We start from the raw sequence: 25,709 nt of genomic DNA, 5'->3' as shown, positions 1-25,709 counted from the left end.
ATTGGGAAGCAGATAATGCGCCTTTGGCTGAAACGCCTCTTCTTCACCGCACTTACGATCGCCATCGCGGGCGGCTTCTACATGGCGCTGAAGGAAAAGCCGATCCTCGTCGACATTGCCCGCGTTACCGCCGGGCCGATGCAGGTAACCATCAACGAGGAAGGCGAAACGCGCGTTCGCGACGTCTACACCGTTTCCTCGCCCATGGACGGGCATCTGGAGCGCATCGAGCTGGAAGAAGGCGATGCCGTGAAGGCCAATGAGACGATCATCGCCTCGATCCGCCCGCTCGACCCGCCGTTCCTCGACGAGCGTACGCGCACCGAACTTCTCGCGGCGCTGGAGGCCGCGCGCTCGGCCGTCAAGGTCGCGGAGGTGGAACTGACGCGCGCCGAGGTCGCGCTTTCGCTGGCGAAGTCGGAATATCAGCGCGCCTCCAAGCTCGCCAACACCAACATCATCTCGCAAAGCCAGCTCGAGAAGGCCTACAACGCAGTGCAACTGCAGGAAGCCCAGGTGGAAAGCGCCAAGGCGAACATCCGCCTGAGGAACGCGGAACTCGACAGCGCGCGCGCGCGCATCACCGAGACCCGCGAACTGCAAACGCGCCGGACCGGCGAAGACTGCTGCATGGACATTACCGCGCCTGTGAACGGCGTGGTGCTGGACGTGATCGCCGAAAGCGAGCAGGCCATAACGTCCGGCGCGAAGCTCGTCGACATCGGCGACCCGAAGGACCTTGAGATCGCCGTCGACCTTCTCTCAAGCGATGCGGTGAAGATAAAACCCGGAACGAAGGTCACGATCACCGAATGGGGTGGCGACAAAGACCTTCAGGCGACTGTCCGGCGCATCGACCCGGCCGCCTTCACCAAGGTTTCCGCGCTCGGCATCGAAGAACAGCGCGTCAACGTGATCCTCGACCTCGACGAGGTTCCCGAAGGCCTTGGCCACGGCTACCGCGTCTTCGCACGCCTCACCGTCTGGTCGGGCGAGAACGTTCTTCAGGTGCCCATCGGCGCGATCTTCCGCTCCGATGGCAACTGGTCCGTCTTCGCAGTGGTGGATGGAAAGGCGGATTTGCGCAAAGTTCGCCTCGGCCACATGAACTCATCCGACGCGGAGGTTCTGGAAGGGCTTGCCGACGGCGATACGGTGATCCTCTACCCCAACGACCTGTTGAGCGACGGGAGCCTGGTGGAGGACCGGGAGGCGGAGGGAGGTTGAGGAGCCGAAGGGGGGCGCGATATGAGGGGCGTCATCCCGGACAAGGGAAGCAAAGCTGACCGCTGATCCGGGATCCAGAAATCGGCTGCGGGCGACGCCCGCACAAAATTCAAGACGCGCTGTCGCGCGACATACGCGCTGGATCCCGGCTCTCGCGATGCGCTAAGGCGCAAGCGGGCCGGGATGACGTTCTTCGTGAAGTGGACGCTTTCCGCTGTAGCAAATGCCGGAGACCCACGCCGCCGGCACTCGCCAACATATCTCGCTAGCCAAGGACGCTTGCGACCGCCTTGACCGTCTTGGCGACGATCTCGTCGGCTTCCGCCTTCGAGAGCGTGAGCGGCGGGGCGAAACCAAGGATATCGCCCTGCGGCATGGCGCGGCCGATGACGCCTTCCTTCAAGAGCGCGCCGGCAACGGCCGGGCCGACCTTCTTCGACGGATCGAAGAACGTGCGCGAGGGCTTGTCTTCCACGAATTCAACCGCCGCCAGCATGCCTTCGCCGCGCACTTCGGCGACGTTTTTGTGCGCCGACAGGGCATCGCGCAGCTTGCCCGAGAAGTATGCGCCGGTTTCGCCCGCGTTCTTCACAAGGCCAAGCTCGTCGATCAGCTTCAGGTTGGCGACGCCCGCCGCGGCACCGATGGGGTGTGCCGAATAAGTCCAGCCGTGACCGATGGCGCCGAACTCGTCCGTGCCCTGTTCCAGCACTTTCCAGACGCGGTCCGAAACGATGGAGCCCGACAGCGGCGCATAGGCCGAGGTGAGGCCCTTGGCGATGGTGATAAAATCCGCCTCGATGCCGTAATGGGCGGAGCCGAACATGGAACCGAGACGCCCGAAGCCGGTGACGACCTCATCCGCGATCAAAAGAATATCGTGCTTCTTCAGCACCTTCTGGATCGCTTCCCAGTAGCCGGCGGGCGGGGGCACGATACCGCCCGTGCCCAGCACCGGCTCGCCGATGAAGGCGGCGATGGTATCCGCCCCTTCCCGCTCGATCAGCGCCTCAAGCTCGGACACGCAATAGGCGACGAAATCCGCCTCGCTCATGGAAAGGTCCGGACGGTGCAGGTAATGCGGCGCGACGGTGTGAAGCACGGTCGAAAACGGCAGGTCGAACTTCTTGTGGAAGAGCTCAAGCCCGGTGAGCGAGCCCGTCATCAGCCCCGAGCCGTGATAACCGCGCCAGCGAGAGATGATCTTCTTCTTTTCCGGGCGTCCAAGCACGTTGTTGTAGTACCAGACGAGCTTCACATTGGTCTCGTTCGCATCCGACCCGCCGAGGCCGAAATAGACCTTGGACATATTCGCCGGCGCGCGCTCGACGACCATCTTCGCAAGCGTTATCGAGGCTTCCGTGCCGTGGCCGACATAGGCGTGGTAATAGGCAAGCTCCTTCGCCTGATTGGCGATCGCCTCGGCGATCTCCTGGCGGCCGTAACCGACGTTCACGCAGTAAAGGCCGGCGAAACCGTCGAGCAGGCGGGTGCCGTCACGGTCCTCGATGTAAACGCCCTTGCCGCCAGTGACGATGCGGTTCGGGCTTTCGCCGCGCGCATGCTGGGCGAGATGCGTGGAAGGGTGGAAGAAATTCTCCCGGTCCCATTGGTCGAGTTGGTCGTTCTTGAGCATTTTGTTTTTCTCCCGTTTCAAGAAATTTGTTTCAAGCCCAGTCGCGGCAAACGTATTTCACTTCCGTGAAAGCCTCCAGACCGAGGCGCGCGCCTTCGCGGCCGAGGCCCGACTGCTTGAACCCACCGAAAGGAATGGGCGCGCCGGTGACCTTCGTACGGTTGACGGCGACCATGCCGAACTGCAGCGCGCGGCTTGCGCGGTAGATACGGCGCGGATCCTGCGTGTGCAGATAGGCGATCAGGCCGTATTCGGTATCGTTGGCGCGCTTGAGCACCTCTTCTTCCGTGTCGAAAGGGGCGATCGCCGCGACGGGGCCGAAGGTTTCCTCATGCATGATGAGGGCATCGGACGGCACATCGCCGATCACCGTCGGCTCGAAGAAGAGATCGCCAGCCTTGTGGCGCCGGCCGCCGGCAAGCAGCTTCGCGCCGCGCTGGAGCGCATCCTCGACATGCTCTTCCTGTTTCTTCACCGCCTTTTCGTTGATGAGCGGGCCGATGTCCGGATCCTCAAGGCCGTTCGCGACGGAAAGCTCGCTCGTGCGCTCGGCGAAACGTTCGCAGAACGCGTCATAGACGCTGCGCTCCACGAAGAAGCGGTTGGCACCGAGGCAGTCCTGTCCCGAAGTGGCGAATTTCGCCTTGACCGCCTCCTCGACCGCAAGATCGAGATCGGCATCGGCGAAGACGATGAAAGGCGCATGGCCGCCAAGCTCCAGCACCAGATGCTTCACCGTTTCGGCGCATTGACGGTAAAGCAGCTTGCCGACCGGCGTCGACCCGGTGAAGGAAAAGGCGCGCACGCGGGGATCGCGCGTCCAGGGCTCGACGACGGTCGCGGCGTTGCCTGTGACAACGTTGAAGACGCCCTTCGGAATGCCGGCGCGCTCAGCCAGTTCTGCGAGCGCAAGGCCGGAAAACGGCGTTTCATGCGAGGGATGGACGACAACGGTGCAGCCCGCGGCAAGGGCAGCGGCAGCCTTGCGCGTGATCATCGCGGAAGGGAAATTCCACGGACAAACGAGGGCCGCGACGCCGACCGGCTCGCGCCAGAGTTCGACCTCGGCATCGCTCAGGTGGGAGGTCACGCCCTCGATGTTCGGACGCTTGGCCTCTTCCGCGTAAAATTCGATGAAGGAAGCGGCATAGTCGATCTCGCCGCGCGCTTCGGACAGGGGCTTGCCCTGCTCCAGCGTCATGAGGACGGCAAGGTCCTCACGGTTTTCGATGAGAAGCGCAAACCAGCGGCGCAGGATCGCGGAACGCTCCTGCGGCAGGAGGGCCGCCCATTCGGGAAAGGCAGCCTCGGCGGCATCGACGGCGGCAACGCTTTCTTCGGCAGACAAGTTTGCCACCTCGCCGACCCAACCGCCGTCGGCAGGGTTGGTCACGCGGATCGACGCGCCGCTTTCAGAGGCCGTCCATTTGCCGCCGATATAGGAAAACTGGCGAAAAAGCCGCGGATCGGCGATCCGCGAAGCTGCGGTCATCTGCGCAACGGACATAAGGTCATGCCCCCACAAATAAGGCTGGAATGGCGCTATAAACGGCAAAGAGCTGCAAGGAGGAGCGCGCGGAGCGGGTCTGCCACCCGGTCAAGCGCTTCGACGTGGCAGGTCGAAGCCGTTTGCGCGTCCTTTCCGGATATGGCGGATTTGCCCGGCAACGTCGTTGCAAACCTTTGAAAACCGGATGGTTTCCTGCAGGCTTGCGCCTCGTATCCGAACAAATCCGCACATACCATTTCAACCTTATTTGTGGGGCCATGACCTAGTCCCGCTCCCTTCATTTCGAGTTGGCGGGAGGCTAAGCGATTTATCGCAGACGGTTTTTTCGAACTTGGCGTTATGCGCCGAAGGATCGGCTTTTTTGACGGGGCGAAAGAGTGGTTTGTTCTGAAGCGAGCCTAAAAGTTGCTAATTCCTCAGACTGAAATCACTCTCCCCCCCTCACCCGGCGCATTTCGCGCCGACCTCTCCCACCAGGGGAGAGGTGAACGGAGCCTCGTTTCCACCCGCAGGCCAAAATCACAAACATCGGAAATCGGTGTTACTTCTCCTTGTCCGAGGTGACGTTCTTCGGAATGCCGATATCCGGCATGAGCGTTTCGAAGGGCATGGCGTTTCCGCTCTTGACCGGTTTCGTCACGATATAGGTGAAATAGCGCGCGAGCCCGAGATTCGATTCCAGCAACTGGTCGATCAGGCGCTGGTAGCTGTCGATATCGCGGGCAACGATCTGCAAGAGATAGTCGAAGCCGCCGCCAAGCGCCCAGCAGGCGACGATTTCCTCATGCCGCTGAACGGCGCGCTCAAACGCCTGAAAATTTTCCGAGCGATGGCTTTCAAGCTCGGCGGCGACGAAGACGACCACATGCGGGGCGACCTTCTTGAGCGAAACTTCCGCGTGATAACCGGCAATCACGCCGGCCTCCTCAAGCCGCTTCAGCCGCTCCCAGCAGGGGCTTGGGCTCAGGTTCACGCGGCGCGCGAGATCGGCCTTCGAAATCCGCCCCTCGGCGGAAAGCACCTTCAATATCTGGATGTCGCGGTCGTCGAGCCTCAGCATGTCACCGGTCCGAAACGAATTGAACGTTCAGACACCTGTAGGCCCCGGCGGCGTTTTTGTCAGCACTTCGGCGCCGTTCGGCCCCAGGAGAACGGTGTTGGAGACGAAGAAATTTCCCCGTCCCGTCTCCGTGAACCAGGACATGGCGTGAAACGTCATGCCTTCCCGGATCACGAGATCGCTGTCGTGACGAAGCCCCGTGACGCGGTTTCCCCCGGTCCACGACGGCGGAAAGCCGATGCCGACCAGATACCCGCAGTGGTGACGCCGGTACTGCGGCATGCCGGCATCATCGACCACCTGCTGCCAGGCATCGTAAACATCGCGCGCCCTTACGCCCGGACGAAGCCCGTCAAGTATCGCCTGGAAAGCCGACTTTGCGATTTCCGCCATTTCGGCATCCTCGTCAGGTATTCCGCCGATGTGGACGAGACGCCCCTGCGGGGCGTTGTAACGGGCAACGCAGCCCGCGATTTCGAGAAACACGCGCTCTCCGGAACGATACGTGCCCTGACCCCAGGTCGTATGCTCTTCGGCCATGCGCGCATCCGGGCGGATGAACGGGCCGAAGCCGGGAGGCGTACCGCCCGCGCGCGTCATCGCGGCAAGGCATTCCGCCGCCACGTCCATTTCCGATGCGCCGTCGTGAATGGCGGCAATCGCGGCCTGCGTGCCGGCATCGCCAGCAAGCGCCGCGCGGCGCATCATCTCCTGCTCTTCGGGAGATTTCACGAGCCGCAATTCATCGACAAGGCCGGTTACGTCAACCCATTCCACGTCATCCAGGCTGTCGCGCAAGGCACGCCCGAAACCATATGAATGACCGGAGGACCATGTTTCCATGCCGATGCGCCGCGTGCGGCCCGGCAGGCCGGCGATCACGTCTTCCGCCTGCTCCAGCGTTTCACGCTGGCGGCGCTGCGCGGTCGGGCGCGTCTGGAGATGGCGCACGGCCATGTCGGCCGCCGTCTCGCTGTCGGAATGGCCCTCGAAGAGAGCGTTCCGCACCTGATGGGCGATGGTGACCCGCTCCATGGCGCGGGTGATGAGCACCATTTGCCCTTCCGCCGGGACGATCAGCAGATGAGGCGCGAAGTACCCCCAGTGATCGAGGCCGGTGAGATAGAAAATATTCTCCGGCGTCGAGAGCATGATGAGATCGAGATCCCGCGCCTCGATTTCGGCGCGCACGGCGGCATGCCTGCGGGCAAGCTCTTCATCTGAAAACGGGTTTGCGTACATCTTCCAGCCCTCAAAGCCGAAAACCCCAGGATCTTACCCCTGACCTCAGGCGCGTATGGTCGTGCCCGCGCCCGCCGCAAGCGCGCAGCCCAACGCATGAGTGGCGATCGCCGTATCCTGAGCGCCGGTGCCCGTCAGGTCGCAAATCGTGATGTCTTGCGCCGAGCGGCGCGCGGGAACCGCACCGGTGACGACCGCGCCGAGTTCGGCCGGCATGTCGCCACTCCAGAGCCCGGCCGCGATCGCCGTCCTGAGTTCGCCCAGCGCCTCGCACTGCGAAACCCGGTCGCAGATATAGGCGCTCGCCTCGACAAGGGCGCGCGGCTCGATCTCGTTCTTCTCGCCCTGGTCCGAGCCCATCGCCGTTACGTGAAGGCCCGGATGCAGCCAATCCGCCTTGAAGACGGGCTCGCGAGAGGGTGTCGTCGTCACGACAAGCTGGCTTTCGGCGACAAGGCGGGCGGGATCGGCCTCTGCCCGCGCTTCGATTCCGAGCTTCCGCGAAATATCGGCAGCGCAGGCTTCCGCCTTCGCCATGTCACGGCCCCAGACGAGAACGCGCGAGAAGGGGCGGACGAGGTGCGCCGCCTCGATCTGCAATCTCGCCTGCACGCCTGTGCCGATGGCACCTGCCGTTTTCACGACTTCCGGCGCCATGTGGCGCGCGGCGACGGCGCCCGCAGCTGCCGTGCGAACATCCGTCAGGTAGCCATTGTCGAGAAAGAGCGCCTCCACGAGGCCGGTCTTTGCCGAAAACAGGACCATCAACCCGTTGAGGCTGGGGAGACCCAGTTTCGGATTGTCGAAGAAGCCGGGGCTGACCTTGATCGCGAACCCGTCGAACCCGGGAATATAGGCCGTCTTGACGTCGACCTCGCCGTTCGCCTCCTCGATCTCCATGGAGAGTATCGGCGGCATGACCACCTTGCCGGTGGCGAGCGCGGCGAACGCCCGCTCCACGACGTCTATGGCCGCAAGGTCGAGCTTTACCGCCTCGCGAAGTTCGGCTTCGGTCAGGATCTTGATGTCATGCGCCATAGCGCCGTCCCTTGATGGTCAGATCGCCCAAGGTCACGTCCCGACCCGTGACGACCTGCGTAAAGACTTCCATATCGACATTGCGGCCGGTGATGATGGTCGCGACCGGCCCTTTGGGCTTCGGCAGCTTGCCGGACTGCATGGCGGCGATGCCGACGACGCAGGCGCCTTCCGCGACGATCCTGTCCTCATAGTAAAGCGTCTGCATGGCGCGGTAGATCTCTTCTTCCGTGACCAGCACCACATCGTCGAGATAGTCCCGGCAAAGGGCGAAGGACAGGCGATTTTCAAGGCCGATGCCGCCGCCAAGCGAATCCGCGAGGCTTGCCACCTCCTCCACCTCCACCGGATGACCGGCGAGGAGCGAGGCGTGCATGGCCGCGCCCCGGTCCATCGAAACGCCGATGACCTTCACATCCGGCTTGATGGCCTTCGCCGCGCGCGCGACGCCGCCCGCAAGCCCGCCGCCGGAAAGGGGAACAAGGATCGTGTCGAGATCCGGCCGATCCTCGAAAAGCTCAAGGCCGATGGTGCCCTGCCCGGCGATCACGTAAGGATCGTCGAAAGGCGAGATCTCGGTAAGGCCTTCGGCTTCGCAAAGCCTGAGGCTTTCGGCAAGCGCATCGTCCTGGCTCCTGCCGGTGATCCGCACATCCGCGCCCAGCGCCCTGATGCCGTCGACCTTCGTTTGCGGCACGAGCGAGGACATGCAAATAACCGCCGGAATGCCTCGCGCGCGCGCCGCGTAAGCCACGCCGCGCCCGTGGTTGCCGGTGGAACAGCAGGTCACGCCCCTGGCCCCATCGCCAAGGTTGAAGACGGCATTGACCGCCCCGCGCAGCTTGAAAGCCCCTATCGGCTGCGTATTCTCAAGCTTCAACAGAAAGTCCTGCCCGGCGACCGAGCCCATGTGAAGCGAGGGCACGAGCGGGGTACGCGCCACCGTGCCGGAGATCGTGCGCCGCGCTGCCAGAATATCGGCAAGATCGAGCATCAGGAGGCTTCCTTCACCGCGCTCAGGAACTGCTGCGTGCGCTCCCTCTGCGGGTTGCCGAAAAGATCGGCCGGCTTGCCCTGCTCCTCGATCCGGCCACCGAAGAAGAAGCACACGCGGTCGGAAATATCCTTCGCGAAACCCATCTGGTGCGTGACCATGAGCATCGTCAGGTTATGCTCGCCGACAAGCTTCCTGATGACGTTCGTCACTTCGCCGATCACTTCCGGATCGAGCGCCGAGGTCACTTCGTCGAAGAGCATGACCTTGGGCCGCATGGCAAGCGCGCGGGCGATCGCCACGCGCTGCTGCTGGCCACCCGAAAGGCGCGAGGGATGCTGGTCGCGCTTGTCGGCCATGCCGACCATCTCCAGAAGTTCCTCCGAGCGCTCGCGCGCCTCCCTTTTCGGCAGGCCCAGAACGTGCACCGGGCCTTCCATGCAGTTCTCGATCGCCGTCATGTGCGGGAAGAGATTGAAATGCTGGAAGCACATGCCGATGTTGGCGCGCATTTTCCGCAAGTACCGATTGTCGGCAGGCACAAGCCCGCCGTTCCTCGGCATGTGGGTGAGCGGCTTTCCGTCCACATAGATGACGCCTTCGTTGATCGTCTCGAGCGTCATCAGCATGCGAAGCACTGTCGTCTTGCCCGACCCCGAGGGGCCGATGATCGTGACCATTTCGCCTTCGGCGACGTCGAGGTCTAGCGAATCGAGCACCGTCAGGTTGCCATAGCGTTTGGTGACCTGGCGAAAGCGGACCATGGGCGCGTCCGCGCCCTCAAGCTCCAGCGGGAAATCGGAAAGGGTTTCCTGGGACATCAGTTCATTCCGAGTTGTCTGCGCACCCAGGCCTCGAAGACCCTGATCAGGGCGGCGGTCGGCAGGGAGATCGCAAGGAAGATTACGCCAACGAGCGTATATGGTTCGAGGAAGCGGTAGCTTTCGGAGCCGATCGCATTGGCGGTATGCATGAGTTCGGCAACGCCGATGACCGACAGCATCGGCGTGTCCTTGAAGATGCCGACAAGATAATTGCCCATGCCGGCAAGCGAAGGCGGCAGCGCCTGCGGGATGATGATGCGGAAGTAGGTGCGCGCGGGGCTGAGGTTGAGCGCGAGCGAGGCTTCCCACTGGCCCTTGGGCACGCTTTCAAGCCCGCCGCGATACACCTCCGAAAGATAGGAGGCGTAATGCAGGCCGATGGCGATCATGCCCGCCGTCCAGGGCGCGAGGCGGATGCCGAACTGCGGCCCGACGTAGAAGACGAAGAAGATCTGCAGCACCAGCGGCGTGGAGCGGATGAACTCCACAAGCTCGCGCACGGCATAGGTCAGCGGCTTGAAGGACGTACGCTGCGCAAGGGCCAGCACGAGGCCGAGAACGACGGCGATCGCGTAGCCTATGCCGGCGGCCATAAGCGTGTTGACGGTGGCCCACAAAAGCCGGGGCAGGATTTCGAAGGTAAAGTCCCATCGCCAGTCGAACATGGATCACGCCCTCCCCATCTTGCGCGCCATGACACGCTCAAGCCAGCGCATGAACGGCGTGATGAGGAAGCGCGACATCACGTAGTAGATGACGAGCGCGGTACCGAATGCCTGGGCGGAGAGGAAGGTGGTGGAGTTGATCTGCTTGGCCTCGAACATCAGGTCGGCGACGGAAATCAGCGAGACGAGCGCCGTTCCCTTCAAAAGCTCGATAAGGAGATTGCCCCAGGGCGGCAGCATGGCGAGGAACGCCTGCGGGAAGATGACCCTTACCATGCGCTTTGCCGGCGACATGTTGAGCGCCAACGCGGCTTCCCACTGCCCCTTCGGCACCGAAAGGATCGCGCCGCGCACAAGCTCCGCGCCATAGGCGCCAAGGTTCATGCCCACCGCGACGAAGCCGGCGGTGAATTTTTCCATCGTGATGCCGAAGAGCGGCAGCACGAAAAATATCCAGTAAAGCTGCACCAGCAGGGACGTTCCGCGGAAGATCTCGACATAGACCGTCGCGAACCATCTGACAGGCACATTCCTGGAGAGCCGCATCAGCCCCATCGCCACGGCGATCGCGATCGCGAGCACAGCGGCCAGCACCGTCTGCAGGGCCGTGACGGCCGCGCCATCGACGAAGCGGGGACCGTATTCGGCGAGGAACTCGAAGTAGCTCATGCCGAGGTGTTCCGTCAGGTTGTGTTGGAAGCATCAAATCGCGGGCGAACCGGAAAGCCGGCCCGCCCGCGCATTGGTCGGGAGCGTCCGCCTCAGCGGTTCGAGCAGACCCACTCCGTCGTCACGTCGCCGGGAAGTTGCGATTCGGTGTAGCCGTATTCGGCGACCGTGCCGAGCATGTCGGCGGACCCCAGATATTCCTTCTGGGCGGCGTTGAACTTGTCCAGGAAATCCTGATCGGCGTCGCGGAAGGCGATCCCGACCCAGTTCAGCGTCCAGTCGGGCAGCGCGGCGGGATCCGTCACTTCGACCTCGTCCGCCGATTCCTTGGCGAGATTGAGCGCCGTGAAATAGGTCACGCCACCGGCATCCGCGCGGCCCGCCTTGACGGCGGCAAGGATTTCCGTCGGTCCGGGAACGGTGAGGATATTCGCCTCCGGCACGCCTTCCTTCTTGGCGGCCTCGACCGTGTTATAGCCCGCGCCCGTGACGAAGAGCGCGCCCTTGTCCTTGATGTCCTTGTAGTTCTCAATGCCCTTGGGGTTGCCCTTGGCAACGATGAAGGCATCGCCGAACCGGCCCATCGGCTCGGAGAACGCGACGTTCTCGCAGCGGCTTTCAAGGATGTACATGCCGCCGGTGATGACGTCGAAGCGAATCGCCTTCAGGCCCGGAATCAGTCCGCCCCATTCGGTGACGACCGGCTCGATATTGTCGTAGCCCATCTGCTTCAGGACGCCGATGGCATAGGCGTTGACGAAGCCAAGCGGCTTGTTGTTCTCACCCGGGTAGGCCCAGGGAACCTCGTTGGCAAAGCCCAGGCGAATGGTTTCTCCGCTTTCGATCCGGTCCATCAGCGGGCCGGCCTGTACCGACACGGCCGTGAACGTGACGGCTGCGACGCCGGCGGCGAGAATGCCTTTCAAGAACGTACGCCTCATGTGCTTATCCCCTTTTTTATGGTGATGAAAATCACGCATCATTTGCGCGGTTGTGTACAGCATTGCGTTAAATGTCGATATGTCAACGCATGCGACCTGAGAACGTCGCTTTTATGCTATTGGCCTGCCGCATAGATGTATACAAATAGGGCCGAAGGGCGAATTTTCCGGCCCAGGCTTGGCAAAAGCCGGCAAACGCGCTCACATCCATCGAAATAACAGACACGAAGACCGCACTTGAATGAGTCGGTCACGGCGCGTCCCGTTTCATGTCAGGAGGATAAATGCCCGCGTCGCAATTGCCGTTCTCTCTAGCCGAGTACGACCGCCGCCTCGCCAAGGTTCGCGAGGTCATGGCCGCACAGGAAATCGACCTGCTCTTCATAGAAGACCCGGCCAACATGGCGTGGCTTACCGGCTATGACGGCTGGTCGTTCTACGTCCATCAGGGCGTGCTCGTGTTCCACGACGAGGAGCCGATCTGGTGGGGCCGGCGCCAGGACGCCAACGGCGCGGTGCGCACCGTGTGGATGCAGGACGAACGCGTGTCCTGGTATCCCGATCATTACGTCCAGTCGACGATCTGCCACCCGATGGAGATGCTGGCCGCCCACATCCGCGACAAGGGATACGGGGCAAGCCGCATCGGGCTGGAACTGGAGAACTATTACTTCTCGGCCAAGGCCTACATAACCCTTCAAGAGCAGCTGCCCGACGCAATATTCGTCGACGCCACGGCGATGGTGAACTGGCAGCGGGCGGTGAAATCCGACGAGGAACTCGTCTTCATGCGCCAGGCGGCGCGGATTTCCGAAAAGGTGTTCGACGGCGTGCTGGAGCGTATCGAGCCCGGCATGAAGAAGAACGACCTCGTCGCCGAGATCTATGCCGATGCGATACGTGGCGTGGGCGACGGATGGGGCGACTACCCTTCCATCGTGCCGCTTCTGCCGAGCGGCTCGGACGCGGCAGCCCCGCACCTGACCTGGGACGGGCGCACGTTCCAGAAGGATGCTGGAACATTCTTCGAACTGGCGGGCTGCTACCGGCGCTATCACGCGCCTTTGTGCCGCACGATCTACCTCGGCAAGCCGCCGCAACACATTCTGGATGCCGAAAAGGCGCTGATCGAAGGCCTTGAAGCGGGCCTGGAAGCCGCCCGCGCCGGCAATATGGCTTCCGACATCGCCCGTGCGCTGGCGATCCCGCTGGAGCGCGCCGGCATCGACCGGGCAGCGCGCGCCGGCTACCCGATCGGCCTGTCCTACCCGCCAGACTGGGGCGAGCGGACAATCTCCATTCGTCTTGAGGACGAGACCGTGCTGGAGCCTGGAATGACCTTCCACTTCATGCCGGGCCTTTGGATGGAGGATTGGGGGCTTGAGATAACCGAGAGCATTCTCATCACCCCCGACGGCCCGGCCGAATGCCTTTGCGACCGGCCGCGCCAGCTCTTCGTCAAGGACTGAGCGAGCCATGGCCCTGATCGACGAGACGAAGGCGATCCTGGGAGACCTGATCGCCTTTCCGACCGTGTCGGCGGACAGCAACCTGGAACTCATCGCCTATGCCGCCGACCGGCTCGCCCATTGCGGTGCGCGCATTTCCATGTCGCGCGACGAGACGGGCCACAAGGCGAACATCTTCGCCACCCTCGGCCCGGAAGAAGACGGGGGCATCGTGCTTTCCGGCCACTCCGACGTGGTGCCGGTGGAAGGCCAGGACTGGACGGGCGATCCATTCGCGATGTCCGAGGCGGATGGAAAGCTTTACGGGCGCGGCGCCTGCGACATGAAGGGCTTCATCGCGGCCGCACTCGCGATGGCGCCGCGTTATGCCGAACTCGACCTGAAGCGCCCGGTCCATTTCGCCTTCACCTATGACGAGGAGGTCGGCTGCCTCGGCGCGCGCAAGCTGGTGGAGGAACTCAAGGCGATGGATATGCGGCCCTCCGTCGCCATCATCGGCGAGCCGACGGACATGCGCATCATCGAGGGGCACAAGGGCTGCTACGAATACACTACCCAGTTCACCGGGCTTGCGGGCCACGCGTCGGGACCGGACAGGGGCGTCAACGCGGTGGAATATGCCGTGCGCTACATTTCGCGCATGATGGCGCTACAGGACGAGCTGAAGAAGCGCGCGCCCGCCGGAAGCCGCTTCGACCCGCCATGGTCGACATTGCAGGTCGGGCTGATGGAAGGCGGCCAGGCGCGTAACGTCATTCCGAGCCACTGCTGTGTGGACTGGGAAATGCGACCCGTCGTGACCGGTGACGCGGATTTCGTGAAGGCTCACTTGCGCGAATACTGCGAGGACGTTCTTCTGCCGGCCATGCGGGCCGTATCGGCGGATGCCGATATCGTCACCCATGTGATCGGCGAGGTCGAAGGGCTGGAACCTGCCGACGACAACGAGGCGCGGCGGATCGTTTCCGAACTGACCGGCGCGAATGGTGCCGATGTCGTCGCCTTCGGTACGGAAGCCGGCCTCTTCCAGGCGCTCGGAATGTCTGCCGTGGTCTGCGGGCCCGGCTCGATCGCCCAGGCGCACAAGCCGGACGAATACGTCAGCATCGAGCAGATGGAAGCCTGCCTCGACATGCTGCAGAAACTTTCAGGCAAGCTCACTTCTTGAGCCATGGAGGAAGCGGTCGGGACGACAAGGGAGGAAGTGAAGCAAAGCTCGGCGCGGGCGCGATTCAAACGCCTGCACGATACGCTGCGCCTGCGCATCTGCCTGCTCGACTATGCGCCGGGAACGCGGCTCGGCGAAGAGGCGCTGGCCGATGAATTCGGCGTGAGCCGAACGCCGCTGAGGCGCGTTCTGGCACAGCTCGAGGCCGAAGGGCTCGTCCAATCCGTGCAAGGGGTGGGCACGATCGTCACCGATGTGGAGATCGGCGCGCTGACTCAGGTTTATCAATTGCGCATGGAGCTTGCCGAGCTTCTCGGCAAGCTCTCGCCCGTCGAGCCGGACGAGAACCTTGTCGCGGAATTCCGCTCACTGCTGGCACGCGGACGGGAATTGCAAGCGCAGCCCGATCCGCGCGCATTCGCCGAACTGAACATGGACGTCTTCAATACACTCTTGCGGCTGACGGAAAACGAGCCGCTTCGCGAAATCTCCGAACGGCTCTACTACCAGACGACCCGTATCTGGCTGAAATCCATCTCACGGCTCGACCTCGCAGACGAGATAGCCATCTTCACCCGCGAAGTGGCCGATGTGCTCGCCGCCGTCGAGATCGGCGATCTTTCCGCCGTCGGCCACATCCGCCGCTCGCACATTTCCATGAGTTTCACCCGCCTCAAGCAAAACGCCGGATAGCAAGCGCTACCCGGCGCATTTGGCAAACGGCCCAATCGCCTTGGGAAACGTCAGCCCTGCTTGTCGATGATGTTCTGGAAGAACCCGATGAATTCGGGGCTGTCCCACTCGGCTTCACCGATATAGCTGCCGATCTGGCGGCCTTCGGCATCGATGAAGAAGGTTGCCGGAAGACCGAACATGAAGAACGACTTCGCGACATTGTTCGAAGGATCAGTGAGGACCGGCAGCGACTTGATGCCGAATTCTTCAAAGAAGGCATCGACCTTCGGCTTGCCGCCGCGATCCACGGAAAGGGCCAGGACCTGAAACTTGTCGCTGCCGAGCTTGGCCTGGAGATTGTCCAGAAGCGGCATCTCGCGACGGCAGGGGCTGCACCAACTCGCCCAGACATTGAGGACGACAACCTTGCCCTTGTAATCCGCAAGGGTTTTTTCCTTGCCTGCGCCATCCATAAAGACGAATTGCTTAACGTCCTTGGGTTCGTCGAAGAGCGGAATTTTCACCGTCTCGACGGCGTGGGCGCTCGCGACGCCGAATAGGAAAATCACAGCGGCAAAAAGCTGTCTCATGCCAAAGCTACTCCGTTCAAGCCGTTCCTCATTCGCGCACATGCGCCAGCCTGCGAAAGAACCGCGAGGCGCGCGGGAATGGCGAATACACTTCGATGCCGGGACAGGCAAGCGGCCCGCCCCACTCTTTCGGCGCGGATAATCTCCCGTAACGGCCCCCTCAGACGAATGAGAATCCCGTGAACGTTCGTGAGCTTGTGCGTGAGGGAACGCGGCACTTGACGTTCGTCATCGAACGCGGTGACCTCCGCTGCGAGAAATTTCAGGACAAGCGCAAAAACTCCCGCCGGGGCCAATTCATGACATCCTTCATTGCCGCCATCATCGCATTCTTCGCAGCCCATTCCATCCCGGCGATCAAACCGGTACGCTCCGCACTTGTCGGCGCAATGGGCCTGCGCGGATATCTTGCCACCTACAGCGTGCTTTCGCTTGCGCTCCTGGCCTGGGTGATATGGGCGGCTCTCAACGCGCCTTACGTGGAGCTTTGGGGCCAGCCGCAATGGGCCTGGCATCCCGCCCTTCTTCTTGCCTCGCTCGGCATTCTGAGCGCCACTTTCGGCCTCGTTCGCCCGAACCCGCTTTCGATTTCGCTGAATTCCGCGACTTTCGACCCGACTCGTCCGGGCCTCACCGCCTATCTGCGCCATCCTGTCCTGACCGGCTTCCTGCTCTGGGGGATCGGCCATCTCCTGATCAACGGCGACGTCGTGCTCGTGGCGCTCTTCGGCGCGATGACGCTGTTCGCCGCGATCGGACCTGCCATCGTCAACCGCCGTATCATAAGACGCATGGGGACGGAAAAGCGCGATCATCTGATTGGCAAGATTGCGAATGCGCGTCGTACCCGGCCCTTCCTCTCGCTTTTCGGCATGTGGGATATCGCAGGCATTGTCGCAGGGCTTGCCGCTATCGCCGCCCTCCTCGGCGGCCTGCATCTTCTCCTTTTCGGAGCCGACCCGCTTGCGGGAGCGTGACAGGCGCGTCATGACTGACAGGGAGTTTCATCCGGAAGGGAAGAGCATGAACGACAGGCTGGAGAGGACGTTTGCGGCGATCGACGCGGCGAACGCGCAAGATCCGCACAGTATCGACGTGGATGGCGCGGGGCGCCCAGCGGAACTGGTTTACGGCGAACGCATGAGCGTATGGCTCGACCGGTTCGAGCCCGAAGCGAACGAACTGGTGAAGATAGCCGTACGCGCCCAGCACCTTGAGCGCTTCAAACTGCCCAGATCCGAATTTCCGATGGGCAAGCAGGGCTATCACAACTGGCGCAACGAGCAGAAACGACGCCATGCGGAGCGCGTTGGCGAGATCATGCGCGCTTCGGGCTATACGGACGAAGACGCGGAGCGCGTCGGTTCAATCGTGCGCAAGGAACGTCTGAAGCGCGATCCGGACGCGCAACTGCTGGAAGATATCGCCTGCCTCGTCTTCATGGAGCATTATTTCGCGGATTTCGCGAAGGACCATGAAGCGGAAAAGATTGTCGGCATCATCGCCCGCACCTGGACAAAGATGTCGGACAAGGCACGGGAAACGGCACTCACCCTGCCGCTTCCGCAAGACCTTGCGCCTCTGGTGGAAAAAGGCATAGCGCAGGCGGGCGCACGATAAAGGATGACGCGCCCATGTGGCGCGACTGCCCTGCCGATATTCACGCCGCCTGGCGGTATTCCCGGTCGAGCCCGATCTTGCGCCAGACATCCACGATAGCCTTCATGAAGTCGTCCATCAGGCAATCGTCGTGGAACGGGGTCGGCGTCAGGCGAAGGCGCTCGGTTCCGCGAGGAACGGTGGGGAAGTTGATCGGCTGAACGTAGATGCCGTGTTCTTCCATCAGCATGTCCGTCACCTGCTTGGCCTTGACCGGACAGCCGACGAGGAGCGGCACGATGTGCGTTTCGCTTTCCATCACCGGCAGGCCCGCGCGGGCAAGCCGCTTCTTCAGTTCCGCCGCCCGCTCCTGATGTTTGATGCGAAGCTCATGATGGGCCTTCAGGTAGCGCACGCTTGCGAGAGCCGCCGCCATCGTCGCCGGCGGTTGGGAGGATGTGAAGATGAAGCCGGACGCATGGCTGCGGATCGCGTCGACCAGTGCCGAGGAACCGGCGATATAGCCGCCCATGCAGCCGAACGCCTTGGCGAGCGTTCCCTCGATCACCGTCAAGCGACCGGCAACGCCGTCACGCTCCGAAATACCGCCGCCGCGCAGGCCGTAAAGGCCGACGGCATGAACCTCGTCGAGATAGGTCATCGCGCCGTATTTGTCGGCAAGATCGCAAATCGCGGCGATGGGCGCGATGTCGCCGTCCATTGAATAGACGCTTTCGAAAGCGATGATCTTCGGCCGCTCGGGCTCGGCATATTTCAGGAGCGTTTCCAGATGCTCCAGGTCGTTATGGCGGAAGATGCGCTTTTCGCATCTGGAAAATCGGATGCCCTCGATCATCGAGGCGTGGTTGAGCTCGTCCGTGAAGATCAGCGCATCCGGCAGGATCTTGCCGAGCGTGGAAAGGGTCGCGGAATTGGAGACGTAACCCGATGTGAAGACGAGCGCGGCCTCCTTTCCGTGAAGGTCCGCAAGTTCGGCTTCCAACTCGCCGTGCAGGCGGTGCGTGCCGGAAATGTTTCGCGTGCCGCCGGAGCCCGCCCCCATAACCTGAAGCGCCTTGACGCCGGCTTCCACCACAAGCGGGTTCTGGCTCTGGCCCAGATAGTCGTTGGAACACCAGACGACCACATCGCGCTTGCCCGCTCCGTGGTTGATCGCATGGGGGAAGCGGCCCGCGATCCGCTCCAGATTTGCAAAGACGCGGTAGCGGCCTTCGTCCCTGACCGAGGCGACCGCCTGCTCGAAACGGGCTTCGTAATCCATGATCTTCCCCATGCGAATTACCTGTTCGTGGACCGCAAGATAAGCGCATGGAAACGCGAGCGATTTGACCATGGTCAAATGAGAGCAAGCAAAAACGCCCGCGCAATGCGATGCGGGCGTTTTTGCGTGCCGAATGCCCCCCAACTCCGTTCAAGTGCAGGAAAAGCAGATCTCCTCGATATGGCGGTGGTCGGTGCCGCAGCAGCCGCCCAGAACATTCATGTTCGGCAGGCCTTTCCTGAGATCGCGATATTGCCGGCCAAGCTCGACCGGATTGCCGTCGTCAAGGTCCGGCGCGGCGTCAAGCTCTTCATGGCTGCGCTTCGAAGCGTTCGCACGCAGGCCGCCGATCCGCTTCAGCCAGTCGCCACCCTCGGCAACGACCCTGCCGAAATGGGTCGGATGGGCACAGTTGATCATGAAATACGCCGCCGCGCCGTCCGTGGCTTTATCGACGTCGCCAATCGCCTGTTCCAGCGTTTCGCCGGTCGGCAACTTGCCGTCGGTTTCCACCGTGAAGGAAATGGAAACCGGCATGCCCGCCCTCGCGGCGGCGCGCGTGACACCGACGGCCTCCGGCACGTTCGTCATGGTGATCGCCGAGATCATGTCGGCCTCGGTCCTCGCGAATGTGCCTACCTGGAAGGAGTGATAATCCTCCGCCTCATCGGCAGTCATCGCCTCGCCGGGGTCGTAACCGTCGCCGCGCGGGCCGACGCAGCCGCTGACGACCATCGGCTTGTCGTGGCGGGCCTCCCGGCCAAGCCCGACCAGAAGCTCGATCGCGTCACGATTGGCCCTGGCAAGGCTCTCGCCCGTGTAACCGAGCTTCGCGCCCCAGTCGGGACTGGCGCGCCAGGTCGCGCTTTCCAGTATGAAACCGATGCCGTGCTTTGCGGCAATCTCTATGTAGCGGCGATAGTAGCGGCGAAGCGCCTCGCGGCCCTCCTCGTTCTTGAGGAGATCGAAGGCCGCGAAGTACGGCAGGTCGATCTTGTCGAGAAATATCAGGCTTGTTTCTATTCCGCCGTCACTCAGAAAAACTTCACTGAGCTGCGGCAATTCTTTTCTGTACGCGGCCATCCTGGGCGTCTCCGATCGAATTTTCTCGCCGCTTTTCTTCGCGGCGTGCATAAGAGACCATGTAGAGACTTGAGGATCGCACCGCTGTGAAGTGTTTCACAGTCGGCTGGACCGTCCGGAAACGTCAGGCGCCGGACACCCAGACGTCTATCAGCCCCTGTCGACCACGCACGGCAAGGCCCGGCAAGGGTTGAAGGCCGGAGAGAAGATCATCCCGCCCGGCCTCGATCACCGCCTTTCGCACCGCATCGGAGACGATAAGCGCGGCCGTGTGTTCCTTGGCGATTTCCTGCAGGCGGCTTGAAACATTCACCGTATCGCCGGCGACGGTGGCATGGCCCTGCGTGCTGCCGCCAAGCACGGCCGCAACGACATCGCCGAAGTGAACGCTGACCCGGATGCGCACAGGCAGCGGTTCTTCCCCCTCTCCGGCCGCGTTGAAACCTTGCAGCCCGTCGAGAAGTTCGCGCGCGCACTTGAGCGCCGCGACGCTGTCGGCGGGGCCGGGTTCCGGCAGGCCGAAGACGATCATCGCCCCATCGCCCATGAACTGTTCGATCACGCCACCGCAATCGAGCGCGCAAGCCTCGAACACCCTGTGAATGCGGCGCAGGAAGCCGACCGTGCCCGCGGGACCGAGCGCTTCGCTCAAGCTGGTGAAACCCGCAACATCGACGAAGACGACCGCCGCAGCCTGCGCCCTGTCGTCGAAACTGGGCTTCTCGGCGCGGGCAAGGGACTCCGCCAGAAACGGCGAGTGATAGCGGGCAAGGTTGTCGCGCTCGAAAACGAGACGGTTCGAAATGCGCTTTTGCAGGAATATCCGGGCGAAAAACGTACCGAAAGTGGAAACGGCAAGGGCGAGAAACACCGTCGTGGCGTCTATCCAGATATTCCCAAGGGTGAAAGCGAACTGGATCAGTGCCGCCGCCGCGCTCCACACGGCAAGGGTCGCCACGGACGCGGCGGCAAGGTTCGCCCTGTTGGCGGCGACAAAGGCGAGTGCCGCGCCCAAGACAGCGAAAAAAAGGTCAAGCGCGCGCGCAAGCCCGTCGCGCCTCAACTCCGCGCCCGTCAGGATATTGCCGGCGACGCTTGCAAGCACTTCCACGCCCGGCAGAGCTTCGGAAAACGGCGTTGCGAAAGTATCGCCGGTACCAAGCCCCGTCGCGCCAATGAAGACGAGCTTTCCTTCAAAGGCCTCCGCGGGAACCTTGTTCTCGATCACGTCGATAAGAGAGTGAGCAGGAACGGTGCCGGCGGGGCCGCGAAAGTTCACCGCAAGCGCGCCGAAGCGATCCGTCGCCACGCGCCTTTCGCCGAAGAAGACCTCGCCGGGCCTCTCGTAGCGCATTTCCCCCCGCCCAAGACCCGCATAGGCGCGCGCCGCGGCAAGGGGAAGTGCCGGCAGAACCAGATCGTCACCGACGTCAAGCGCAAGCGGCATACGCCGCAGCGCACCGTCGCTTTCTCCCGCGATATTGACGTGGCCAAGGCGCGCGTTCGCAAAGAATTCGTCAAGAGGCAGCAGAAGGCGGGACGGCAGCGCCATATCCTGCCCGCCGCCGGACACGACGACATCGAACGCGCTTCGAGAAAGCGCCTGGCGCGCTGGCGCATCAACATCCGCAAGCGGATTGCCGCCGCCGCCTTCGCCCCACATGCCCGTCATCGCGAGCAGCGCAGCCCCCGCCCGCTCAAGGGCAGACGCCAGCGCGGCATCTCCCTGAGCTGCGCTCCCTTCGCCCGGTTGAAGGAGAAGCAGATCGACCGCAATTGCCCCAGCGCCCGCGCGCGATACGGCATCGACCGCGCGGGCGATGGCCTCTCTTGGTATCGGAAAGCGGTTGAGCCGATCGATCGTCGCATCGTCTATCGCCACGATGACGACGTCCTGGCCGGGCGGCAGGGGGCCGCGAATGTGATAGCGCAGGTCGAGAAGCCGGCCCTCCACGCCGCTCAAGGCGGAGCCGGCGCCTCCCGGATACCACCAGGCGATCAAAAGAGCGGCGATCAGGACCGGTACCAACGAAAGCAGGGTCAATCGGCCGGGAGATTTGCGTGAGTTTCTCATCACCGCCAGTTGAGGCCGAGCCGTGCCCGGGTTTCCGATATTCGTGCCGCGCCCCACTGGCGCACGCCCGGCGTCTGGCCGGCGTCATCGACATCGATGCCGTCGCCGGGACCAAGCGAGTAGTTCGCGCCCGCATTGGTCGTCACGGCGACCTGACCCTCACGCACGAAGCAACTGCTTTGAGAAGGAGCCGCCTCGACCAGCCAGGTCGTCGAGCGGACGGAGGCAACAAGGTTCGGTGCGCGCACGCCGAAGCTCGACCAGGTGCGCATTGGAGCCACGATGCCGATAATTCCGTTGCTAATGCGCACCAGGATGCTTTCCTCGCGCGGGCCCACAAGGGTACCAAGATCAACCAGAGAAGAAGGACCGACCGTTACCGTCGTTCCATCATCGCAGGCAACCTGAAGGCGGCTTGCCGGCCCAGTACGTATCTGGGAGGAGGCCAGCAGGACCTCGTCCGGGGCCGGCGTGTGCCAGCTGCCACCCGAACGCACCTGAAAGTCACGCCCGACGAAGCGCTCCACCGAACACACGCGATCCGCTGCGTATGAAGGCGCGGACCACAACGCCATCGAAAGCACGAAGACAAAGGCCGCAGCCAGCCGGCCAGCACCGTGAGCCGTCCAATTCCTAGGGTCTGGACCCATAAAATTGACGGAAATGGTATGAGCCGATTTGGTTGGATACGAGGAGCAAGAGCGCAGGAAACCAGGCCGGTTTTCAAGATCTTGCGACAAAGTAGCCGGCCAAATCGGCCATATCTTCGAGACACCGAAACGGCTTCGATCTGCCGCGTCGAAGGGCTTGACCGGGTGCCCGACCCGCTCCGCGCCCTTCTCCTTGCACTTCTTTGCCGTTTCAGGTGCCATTTGCATCAATTTTATGGGTCCAGACCCTAGCCATGGACTTTCCTTTCCGGGGAGTTCCTTTCCCGGGCGCAACCGAGTTTCCTTCGGCCGGGCCCCGGCCCTCCGCACCAGCTGAACGCCCGCATTTTCGCCGTGCAGTGCACGCGCGTAACGCTTCTTCGGGAATTTCCGTTAAGTCACATAAACGTATATCATCGCATGCGAAAAACATACCCGCTCCTCAAATCCATATTGGATCGGCCCGGCCGTACGAGAGGTCCCATGGCGATCACAAGCGCTCGTGAAGCCCGCGAAGCCGCATTGCGCGAATGTTTTCTGTTTGCCGATCTCGACCGCGAGATCCTTGAGAAGATTGCACGCGTCACGCTGCCCGTGCGGTTCCAGAGGAACCAGCAGCTCTTCGAGCAGGGCGAGGAGGCAAACGGGCTCTACATCGTGCAAAACGGCCTCGTGCGCATCTGGATTTCGAGCGAGGACGGGCGAGAGCTTACGATCAACCTCATCGAACCCGGAGACGCGCTGGGTGAAATCGCCCTGCTCGACGGCCTGCCGCGCACGGCGAATGCGACAGCTCTCGAGCCTTCCGAAATGCTGTTCCTTTCGCGGCCGGAATTCGTACGCCTGCTCGACGCCGACCCCCTGCTTTCCCGCCATATCGTCGAGCTTTTGTGCGAAAGGCTCAGGCGCAACACCGAGGACCTCAGCAATTTCGCCTTTTTCGACCTGCGCCAGCGGCTGGCGGCGAAGCTGCTTGAACTTGCGATCGCCCACGCAACGATTTCCGAGGGCGGGGCAACGTTCCACAGGCGGTTTTCGCAAACCGCCCTCGCCCAGATGCTTGCGGCCAGCCGCGAGGCGGTGAACAAGGCGCTTTCGGGCCTGAGCCAGCGCGGCCTGGTGACGGTAGACGGCGGCACGATCACGATTCCCGATATGGAAAGATTGCGTCAGGTGCTGCAGGCACCGGCAGACGAACGCTGAACACGCCCCCTGTTTAGCGGTTCAGCCAACCCAAGCTGTGAAACACTTCACAGCGCAGCGCACGATCCGATCCTATCTAATGATTCCGGCCGGCAGGTTGCCGCCCGAAGTTGAGGATTGGACCGATGGGACTTCTGAGCGGGACACCGTGGAGCCTCGCACTTTTGTTCGGAAACGCCTTCAAGCAAGCGTCGCAGAACGCCCTTGAGGAAGTGACCGACCGCAGGGTACTCGACGAGCTTCATGAACTCATGGAAGCCGACCGCCGCTACGACCGGCTTTCGGAGCCCGTTTATTCGCGCCGCCGCTGAAGCAGGCGGGACGGGCGACTAGTATGGTACGGCTGAGATTCACCCGGTTCGGCAGCTTTCTGCGGTGCGCATTTCAAATGCGAAAACCACGCTACCGAAGCCGCGTGCCGCGCAGCATGCCCGCTTCTTCAAGGACAGGGTAGGTCATGGAGACGAGCAGCGAATTGATCTCCTTGAGATCGCGGATCGTGTCGATGTGGACCGAGCTGGTTTCGCGGCTTGAGGCCAGTCCCTCGCGCAGCCGCTCCAGGTGGCGCGTTTCGCTATCCTGCTCCATCCGGCGGATAACTTCCTTCTGATTGGCGACCTGGCGCGCGGTTTCCACGTCATTGGAGACCAGAACGTTGAAGGCAAGGCGTGCGTTCTTCACCACCTCGTCGTGAAAGGCGGAAAGCTCCTTCCAGCCTTCGACGGAAAACTCGATGCCGCGATCGGCCATCTTCTGAACCTTGGCGGCCATGCTTTTCGTGACAATGTCGGCGATCTGCTCCAGCTTGATGGAAGCGCCCAGAAGGTCGTTCACGCGCCCGCGCGTCTTGCGGTCGAGAAGCTCGTCGGGGATGCGGGCGAGGTAAAACTTGATGTCGGCGTGGATCTCGTCAACCTGGTCGTCAAGTTGCCGCAAGGCGTCAAGGTCGGCCTGATCCGGATGCCGGAAAAGCTCGAATACGCGAGTGAGCATCAGGTCGATGCGTTCGCACATCGAAAGAAGCTCGCGCGAGGCATTCGCGAGCGCGAGCGTCGGCTTGTCGAGATCGGCCTCGTTGAGCGCGGTTACCCGCCCGTTGCCGATTTCGGCGGGCGCGGCCTGCGGCGGCAACAGGCGCTCGATAATGCCCGGCAGGAAGCGGGCAAACGGCACGCCGACAATGACAACGCCCGCATTGAAGGCGATGTGCATCAAAACGACCGTATCGCCAAGGTTCGCCCCCAGGCGCTGCGGATCGAAGCCCACGACGAACTGCACCGTGAGCAGAGCGAGCGCACCGATGCCGCGAATGGCGATATTGCCGTAGGGAACGATGCGTACGCGCCGCTCCATCCCCCGCGTCAATACCGTCGCGATGATCGCGCCGCCGAAATTGATGCCCAACACCACCGGAACCGCAAGCACGACCGGAATGAGATGCTGGTCGCAAAGCGACGCCACCAGCAGGACCGCCGCGACACTGGAGTGGAAAAGCCAGGTCATGAGCGCGGCAAGCAGGAACGCGGTGACCCAGTCGCGCGAGAGATAACCCAGCACGATCGGCATGATCTCGCTTTCCCGCAGCGGCTCCGACGCCTCGCCGATAAGCTTCAGCGACAAAAGCAGAAGACCGAGCCCAAGCATGATGCGGCCGCCCTGGCGCCAGCCGCGCGCCTCGCTGGCGCGAAACGCGACCATCCCGGCAAGCAGCAGCACGGGGATCAGCAGCGAAAGATCGAAGCGAAGCAGACGCGCGACCAGAGCCGAACCGAGATCCGCGCCGAGAATGGCGGCGATACCGAGGCCCGCCTCCACATGCCCGCCCGCCACGAAACCGGAGACGATAAGCGCGACCGCCGTCGAACTTTGCAGGGCAACAGCCAGCAATGAGCCCGCGAGCGCCGCTTGCGGCCCGTTGGTGACGGAGCGGCGCAGCGCATCCTTGAGCGAGGCTCCGTAAGCGCGCTCAACCCCCGTGCGCACCATGCGCGTCGCCCACAGCAAGAGGGCAACGGCGCCGGCCAGATTGAGAAAGATTACGGACCCCGACATTTCGACTGTTCGACTCCAATGACCCCGGCGCCATTTCAACCGGTGATCCGGGACAAGA

Annotated in this window: 24 protein-coding genes; 8 read left to right on the top strand and 16 right to left on the bottom strand. The window is 62.7% G+C overall.

Annotated features, from left to right (window positions below; translation table 11 throughout):
* Positions 1-15: 15 nt before the first annotated feature.
* Positions 16-1,227, top strand: coding sequence for an efflux RND transporter periplasmic adaptor subunit (locus tag GR183_RS11600; RefSeq protein ID WP_202396001.1), 1,212 nt, complete (start codon positions 16-18; stop codon positions 1,225-1,227).
* 265 nt (positions 1,228-1,492) lie between these two features.
* Here the strand turns inward: GR183_RS11600 and GR183_RS11595 are convergent, their stop codons facing one another.
* From GR183_RS11595 to ehuB, 10 genes are all read right to left on the bottom strand, one after another.
* Entirely contained in the window at positions 1,493-2,863 is a 1,371-nt protein-coding gene (locus GR183_RS11595) for an aspartate aminotransferase family protein (protein ID WP_160775719.1), read from the bottom strand.
* Positions 2,864-2,894: 31 nt separating this feature from the next.
* On the bottom strand, positions 2,895-4,370 hold the full coding sequence (locus GR183_RS11590; RefSeq protein WP_160775718.1) for an NAD-dependent succinate-semialdehyde dehydrogenase: 1,476 nt from the start codon (positions 4,368-4,370) through the stop codon (positions 2,895-2,897).
* Between the two features lie 544 nt (positions 4,371-4,914).
* The gene (locus GR183_RS11585) at positions 4,915-5,433 is read right to left on the bottom strand and encodes an Lrp/AsnC family transcriptional regulator (protein ID WP_160775717.1); all 519 of its coding nucleotides are present in this window, start codon (positions 5,431-5,433) and stop codon (positions 4,915-4,917) included.
* A 27-nt stretch (positions 5,434-5,460) separates the two neighbouring features.
* Positions 5,461-6,675, bottom strand: a complete 1,215-nt coding sequence (locus GR183_RS11580) for a M24 family metallopeptidase (protein ID WP_160775716.1) — start codon at positions 6,673-6,675, stop codon at positions 5,461-5,463.
* A gap of 45 nt (positions 6,676-6,720) precedes the next feature.
* A complete protein-coding gene (locus GR183_RS11575) occupies positions 6,721-7,713 on the bottom strand; it encodes a cyclodeaminase (protein ID WP_160775715.1) in 993 nt (330 codons plus the stop codon).
* Positions 7,703-8,707: a hydroxyectoine utilization dehydratase EutB gene (eutB, locus tag GR183_RS11570; protein WP_160775714.1), complete on the bottom strand. Its 1,005-nt coding sequence runs from the start codon at positions 8,705-8,707 to the stop codon at positions 7,703-7,705. Before eutB ends, GR183_RS11575 begins: the two co-directional genes overlap by 11 nt.
* On the bottom strand, positions 8,707-9,528 hold the full coding sequence (ehuA, locus tag GR183_RS11565; RefSeq protein WP_160775713.1) for an ectoine/hydroxyectoine ABC transporter ATP-binding protein EhuA: 822 nt from the start codon (positions 9,526-9,528) through the stop codon (positions 8,707-8,709). Before ehuA ends, eutB begins: the two co-directional genes overlap by 1 nt.
* Positions 9,528-10,196, bottom strand: a complete 669-nt coding sequence (gene ehuD / locus GR183_RS11560; RefSeq protein WP_160775712.1) for an ectoine/hydroxyectoine ABC transporter permease subunit EhuD — start codon at positions 10,194-10,196, stop codon at positions 9,528-9,530. Before ehuD ends, ehuA begins: the two co-directional genes overlap by 1 nt.
* 3 nt (positions 10,197-10,199) lie before the next feature.
* Complete coding sequence (ehuC, locus tag GR183_RS11555) at positions 10,200-10,865, bottom strand: ectoine/hydroxyectoine ABC transporter permease subunit EhuC (RefSeq protein ID WP_160775711.1); 666 nt, start codon at positions 10,863-10,865, stop codon at positions 10,200-10,202.
* A 92-nt stretch (positions 10,866-10,957) separates the two neighbouring features.
* Positions 10,958-11,806 (bottom strand): ectoine/hydroxyectoine ABC transporter substrate-binding protein EhuB, encoded by an 849-nt coding sequence (ehuB, locus tag GR183_RS11550; protein WP_160775710.1) that lies wholly within the window; start codon positions 11,804-11,806, stop codon positions 10,958-10,960.
* A 284-nt stretch (positions 11,807-12,090) separates the two neighbouring features.
* Here ehuB and doeA point away from each other — a divergent pair, with 284 nt between their 5' ends.
* Genes doeA through GR183_RS11535 form a run of 3 tightly spaced genes read left to right on the top strand, consistent with a single transcriptional unit; the run spans position 12,091 to position 15,136 of the window.
* A complete protein-coding gene (gene doeA, locus GR183_RS11545) occupies positions 12,091-13,275 on the top strand; it encodes an ectoine hydrolase DoeA (RefSeq protein WP_160775709.1) in 1,185 nt (394 codons plus the stop codon).
* Between the two features lie 7 nt (positions 13,276-13,282).
* The gene (argE, locus tag GR183_RS11540) at positions 13,283-14,443 is read left to right on the top strand and encodes an acetylornithine deacetylase (RefSeq protein ID WP_202395999.1); all 1,161 of its coding nucleotides are present in this window, start codon (positions 13,283-13,285) and stop codon (positions 14,441-14,443) included.
* A gap of 36 nt (positions 14,444-14,479) precedes the next feature.
* Complete coding sequence (locus GR183_RS11535) at positions 14,480-15,136, top strand: GntR family transcriptional regulator (RefSeq protein WP_312846817.1); 657 nt, start codon at positions 14,480-14,482, stop codon at positions 15,134-15,136.
* 50 nt (positions 15,137-15,186) lie between these two features.
* Here GR183_RS11535 and GR183_RS11530 read toward each other — a convergent pair whose 3' ends face one another.
* A complete protein-coding gene (locus GR183_RS11530; RefSeq protein ID WP_160775707.1) occupies positions 15,187-15,708 on the bottom strand; it encodes a TlpA disulfide reductase family protein in 522 nt (173 codons plus the stop codon).
* 299 nt (positions 15,709-16,007) lie between these two features.
* Between GR183_RS11530 and GR183_RS11525 the strand changes: the two genes are divergently transcribed.
* Positions 16,008-16,685 carry an NnrU family protein gene (locus tag GR183_RS11525; protein WP_160775706.1) on the top strand — a complete coding sequence of 226 codons (678 nt, stop codon included), beginning with the start codon at positions 16,008-16,010 and terminating at the stop codon, positions 16,683-16,685.
* Between the two features lie 46 nt (positions 16,686-16,731).
* Complete coding sequence (locus tag GR183_RS11520; RefSeq protein WP_160775705.1) at positions 16,732-17,328, top strand: DUF4202 domain-containing protein; 597 nt, start codon at positions 16,732-16,734, stop codon at positions 17,326-17,328.
* Between the two features lie 40 nt (positions 17,329-17,368).
* On the opposite strand, the gene hemA is transcribed toward GR183_RS11520, so the two are convergent.
* The 4 genes from hemA to GR183_RS11500 form a co-directional block, all read right to left on the bottom strand.
* On the bottom strand, positions 17,369-18,589 hold the full coding sequence (gene hemA / locus GR183_RS11515) for a 5-aminolevulinate synthase (RefSeq protein ID WP_160775704.1): 1,221 nt from the start codon (positions 18,587-18,589) through the stop codon (positions 17,369-17,371).
* 150 nt (positions 18,590-18,739) lie between these two features.
* Positions 18,740-19,672: a homocysteine S-methyltransferase family protein gene (locus GR183_RS11510; protein WP_160775703.1), complete on the bottom strand. Its 933-nt coding sequence runs from the start codon at positions 19,670-19,672 to the stop codon at positions 18,740-18,742.
* Positions 19,673-19,796: 124 nt separating this feature from the next.
* Positions 19,797-21,716: a CHASE2 domain-containing protein gene (locus GR183_RS11505; RefSeq protein ID WP_160775702.1), complete on the bottom strand. Its 1,920-nt coding sequence runs from the start codon at positions 21,714-21,716 to the stop codon at positions 19,797-19,799.
* Between the two features lie 29 nt (positions 21,717-21,745).
* Positions 21,746-22,273, bottom strand: a complete 528-nt coding sequence (locus GR183_RS11500) for a FecR domain-containing protein (protein WP_160775701.1) — start codon at positions 22,271-22,273, stop codon at positions 21,746-21,748.
* A gap of 606 nt (positions 22,274-22,879) precedes the next feature.
* Between GR183_RS11500 and GR183_RS11495 the strand changes: the two genes are divergently transcribed.
* On the top strand, positions 22,880-23,599 hold the full coding sequence (locus GR183_RS11495) for a Crp/Fnr family transcriptional regulator (RefSeq protein WP_160775700.1): 720 nt from the start codon (positions 22,880-22,882) through the stop codon (positions 23,597-23,599).
* Between the two features lie 125 nt (positions 23,600-23,724).
* The gene (locus tag GR183_RS11490; RefSeq protein WP_160775699.1) at positions 23,725-23,910 is read left to right on the top strand and encodes a hypothetical protein; all 186 of its coding nucleotides are present in this window, start codon (positions 23,725-23,727) and stop codon (positions 23,908-23,910) included.
* Positions 23,911-24,001: 91 nt separating this feature from the next.
* Here the strand turns inward: GR183_RS11490 and GR183_RS11485 are convergent, their stop codons facing one another.
* Positions 24,002-25,651, bottom strand: coding sequence for a Na/Pi cotransporter family protein (locus GR183_RS11485; protein WP_160775698.1), 1,650 nt, complete (start codon positions 25,649-25,651; stop codon positions 24,002-24,004).
* Positions 25,652-25,709 lie beyond the last annotated feature (58 nt).

The organism is Stappia sediminis, assembly GCF_009826895.1.
Classification (GTDB): Bacteria; Pseudomonadota; Alphaproteobacteria; order Rhizobiales; family Stappiaceae; genus Hongsoonwoonella; species Hongsoonwoonella sediminis.
Note: the sequence above shows the minus strand (reverse complement) of the source record. Positions and strands in the feature narration are given on the sequence as shown.

What these genes read in the sequence shown, in the direction of transcription:
- GR183_RS11525 (WP_160775706.1), top strand. Translation starts at nt 16,008, where the DNA reads ATGACATCCTTCATTGCCGCCATCATCGCATTCTTCGCAGCCCATTCC.
- argE (WP_202395999.1), top strand. Translation starts at nt 13,283, where the DNA reads ATGGCCCTGATCGACGAGACGAAGGCGATCCTGGGAGACCTGATCGCC.
- GR183_RS11590 (WP_160775718.1), bottom strand. Translation starts at nt 4,370, where the DNA reads ATGTCCGTTGCGCAGATGACCGCAGCTTCGCGGATCGCCGATCCGCGG.
- GR183_RS11530 (WP_160775707.1), bottom strand. Translation starts at nt 15,708, where the DNA reads ATGAGACAGCTTTTTGCCGCTGTGATTTTCCTATTCGGCGTCGCGAGC.
- doeA (WP_160775709.1), top strand. Translation starts at nt 12,091, where the DNA reads ATGCCCGCGTCGCAATTGCCGTTCTCTCTAGCCGAGTACGACCGCCGC.
- GR183_RS11520 (WP_160775705.1), top strand. Translation starts at nt 16,732, where the DNA reads ATGAACGACAGGCTGGAGAGGACGTTTGCGGCGATCGACGCGGCGAAC.
- ehuB (WP_160775710.1), bottom strand. Translation starts at nt 11,806, where the DNA reads ATGAGGCGTACGTTCTTGAAAGGCATTCTCGCCGCCGGCGTCGCAGCC.
- ehuD (WP_160775712.1), bottom strand. Translation starts at nt 10,196, where the DNA reads ATGTTCGACTGGCGATGGGACTTTACCTTCGAAATCCTGCCCCGGCTT.
- GR183_RS11485 (WP_160775698.1), bottom strand. Translation starts at nt 25,651, where the DNA reads ATGTCGGGGTCCGTAATCTTTCTCAATCTGGCCGGCGCCGTTGCCCTC.
- eutB (WP_160775714.1), bottom strand. Translation starts at nt 8,707, where the DNA reads ATGCTCGATCTTGCCGATATTCTGGCAGCGCGGCGCACGATCTCCGGC.
- GR183_RS11585 (WP_160775717.1), bottom strand. Translation starts at nt 5,433, where the DNA reads ATGCTGAGGCTCGACGACCGCGACATCCAGATATTGAAGGTGCTTTCC.
- ehuA (WP_160775713.1), bottom strand. Translation starts at nt 9,528, where the DNA reads ATGTCCCAGGAAACCCTTTCCGATTTCCCGCTGGAGCTTGAGGGCGCG.
- ehuC (WP_160775711.1), bottom strand. Translation starts at nt 10,865, where the DNA reads ATGAGCTACTTCGAGTTCCTCGCCGAATACGGTCCCCGCTTCGTCGAT.
- hemA (WP_160775704.1), bottom strand. Translation starts at nt 18,589, where the DNA reads ATGGATTACGAAGCCCGTTTCGAGCAGGCGGTCGCCTCGGTCAGGGAC.
- GR183_RS11495 (WP_160775700.1), top strand. Translation starts at nt 22,880, where the DNA reads ATGGCGATCACAAGCGCTCGTGAAGCCCGCGAAGCCGCATTGCGCGAA.
- GR183_RS11580 (WP_160775716.1), bottom strand. Translation starts at nt 6,675, where the DNA reads ATGTACGCAAACCCGTTTTCAGATGAAGAGCTTGCCCGCAGGCATGCC.
- GR183_RS11575 (WP_160775715.1), bottom strand. Translation starts at nt 7,713, where the DNA reads ATGGCGCATGACATCAAGATCCTGACCGAAGCCGAACTTCGCGAGGCG.
- GR183_RS11600 (WP_202396001.1), top strand. Translation starts at nt 16, where the DNA reads ATGCGCCTTTGGCTGAAACGCCTCTTCTTCACCGCACTTACGATCGCC.
- GR183_RS11595 (WP_160775719.1), bottom strand. Translation starts at nt 2,863, where the DNA reads ATGCTCAAGAACGACCAACTCGACCAATGGGACCGGGAGAATTTCTTC.
- GR183_RS11510 (WP_160775703.1), bottom strand. Translation starts at nt 19,672, where the DNA reads ATGGCCGCGTACAGAAAAGAATTGCCGCAGCTCAGTGAAGTTTTTCTG.
- GR183_RS11490 (WP_160775699.1), top strand. Translation starts at nt 23,725, where the DNA reads ATGGGACTTCTGAGCGGGACACCGTGGAGCCTCGCACTTTTGTTCGGA.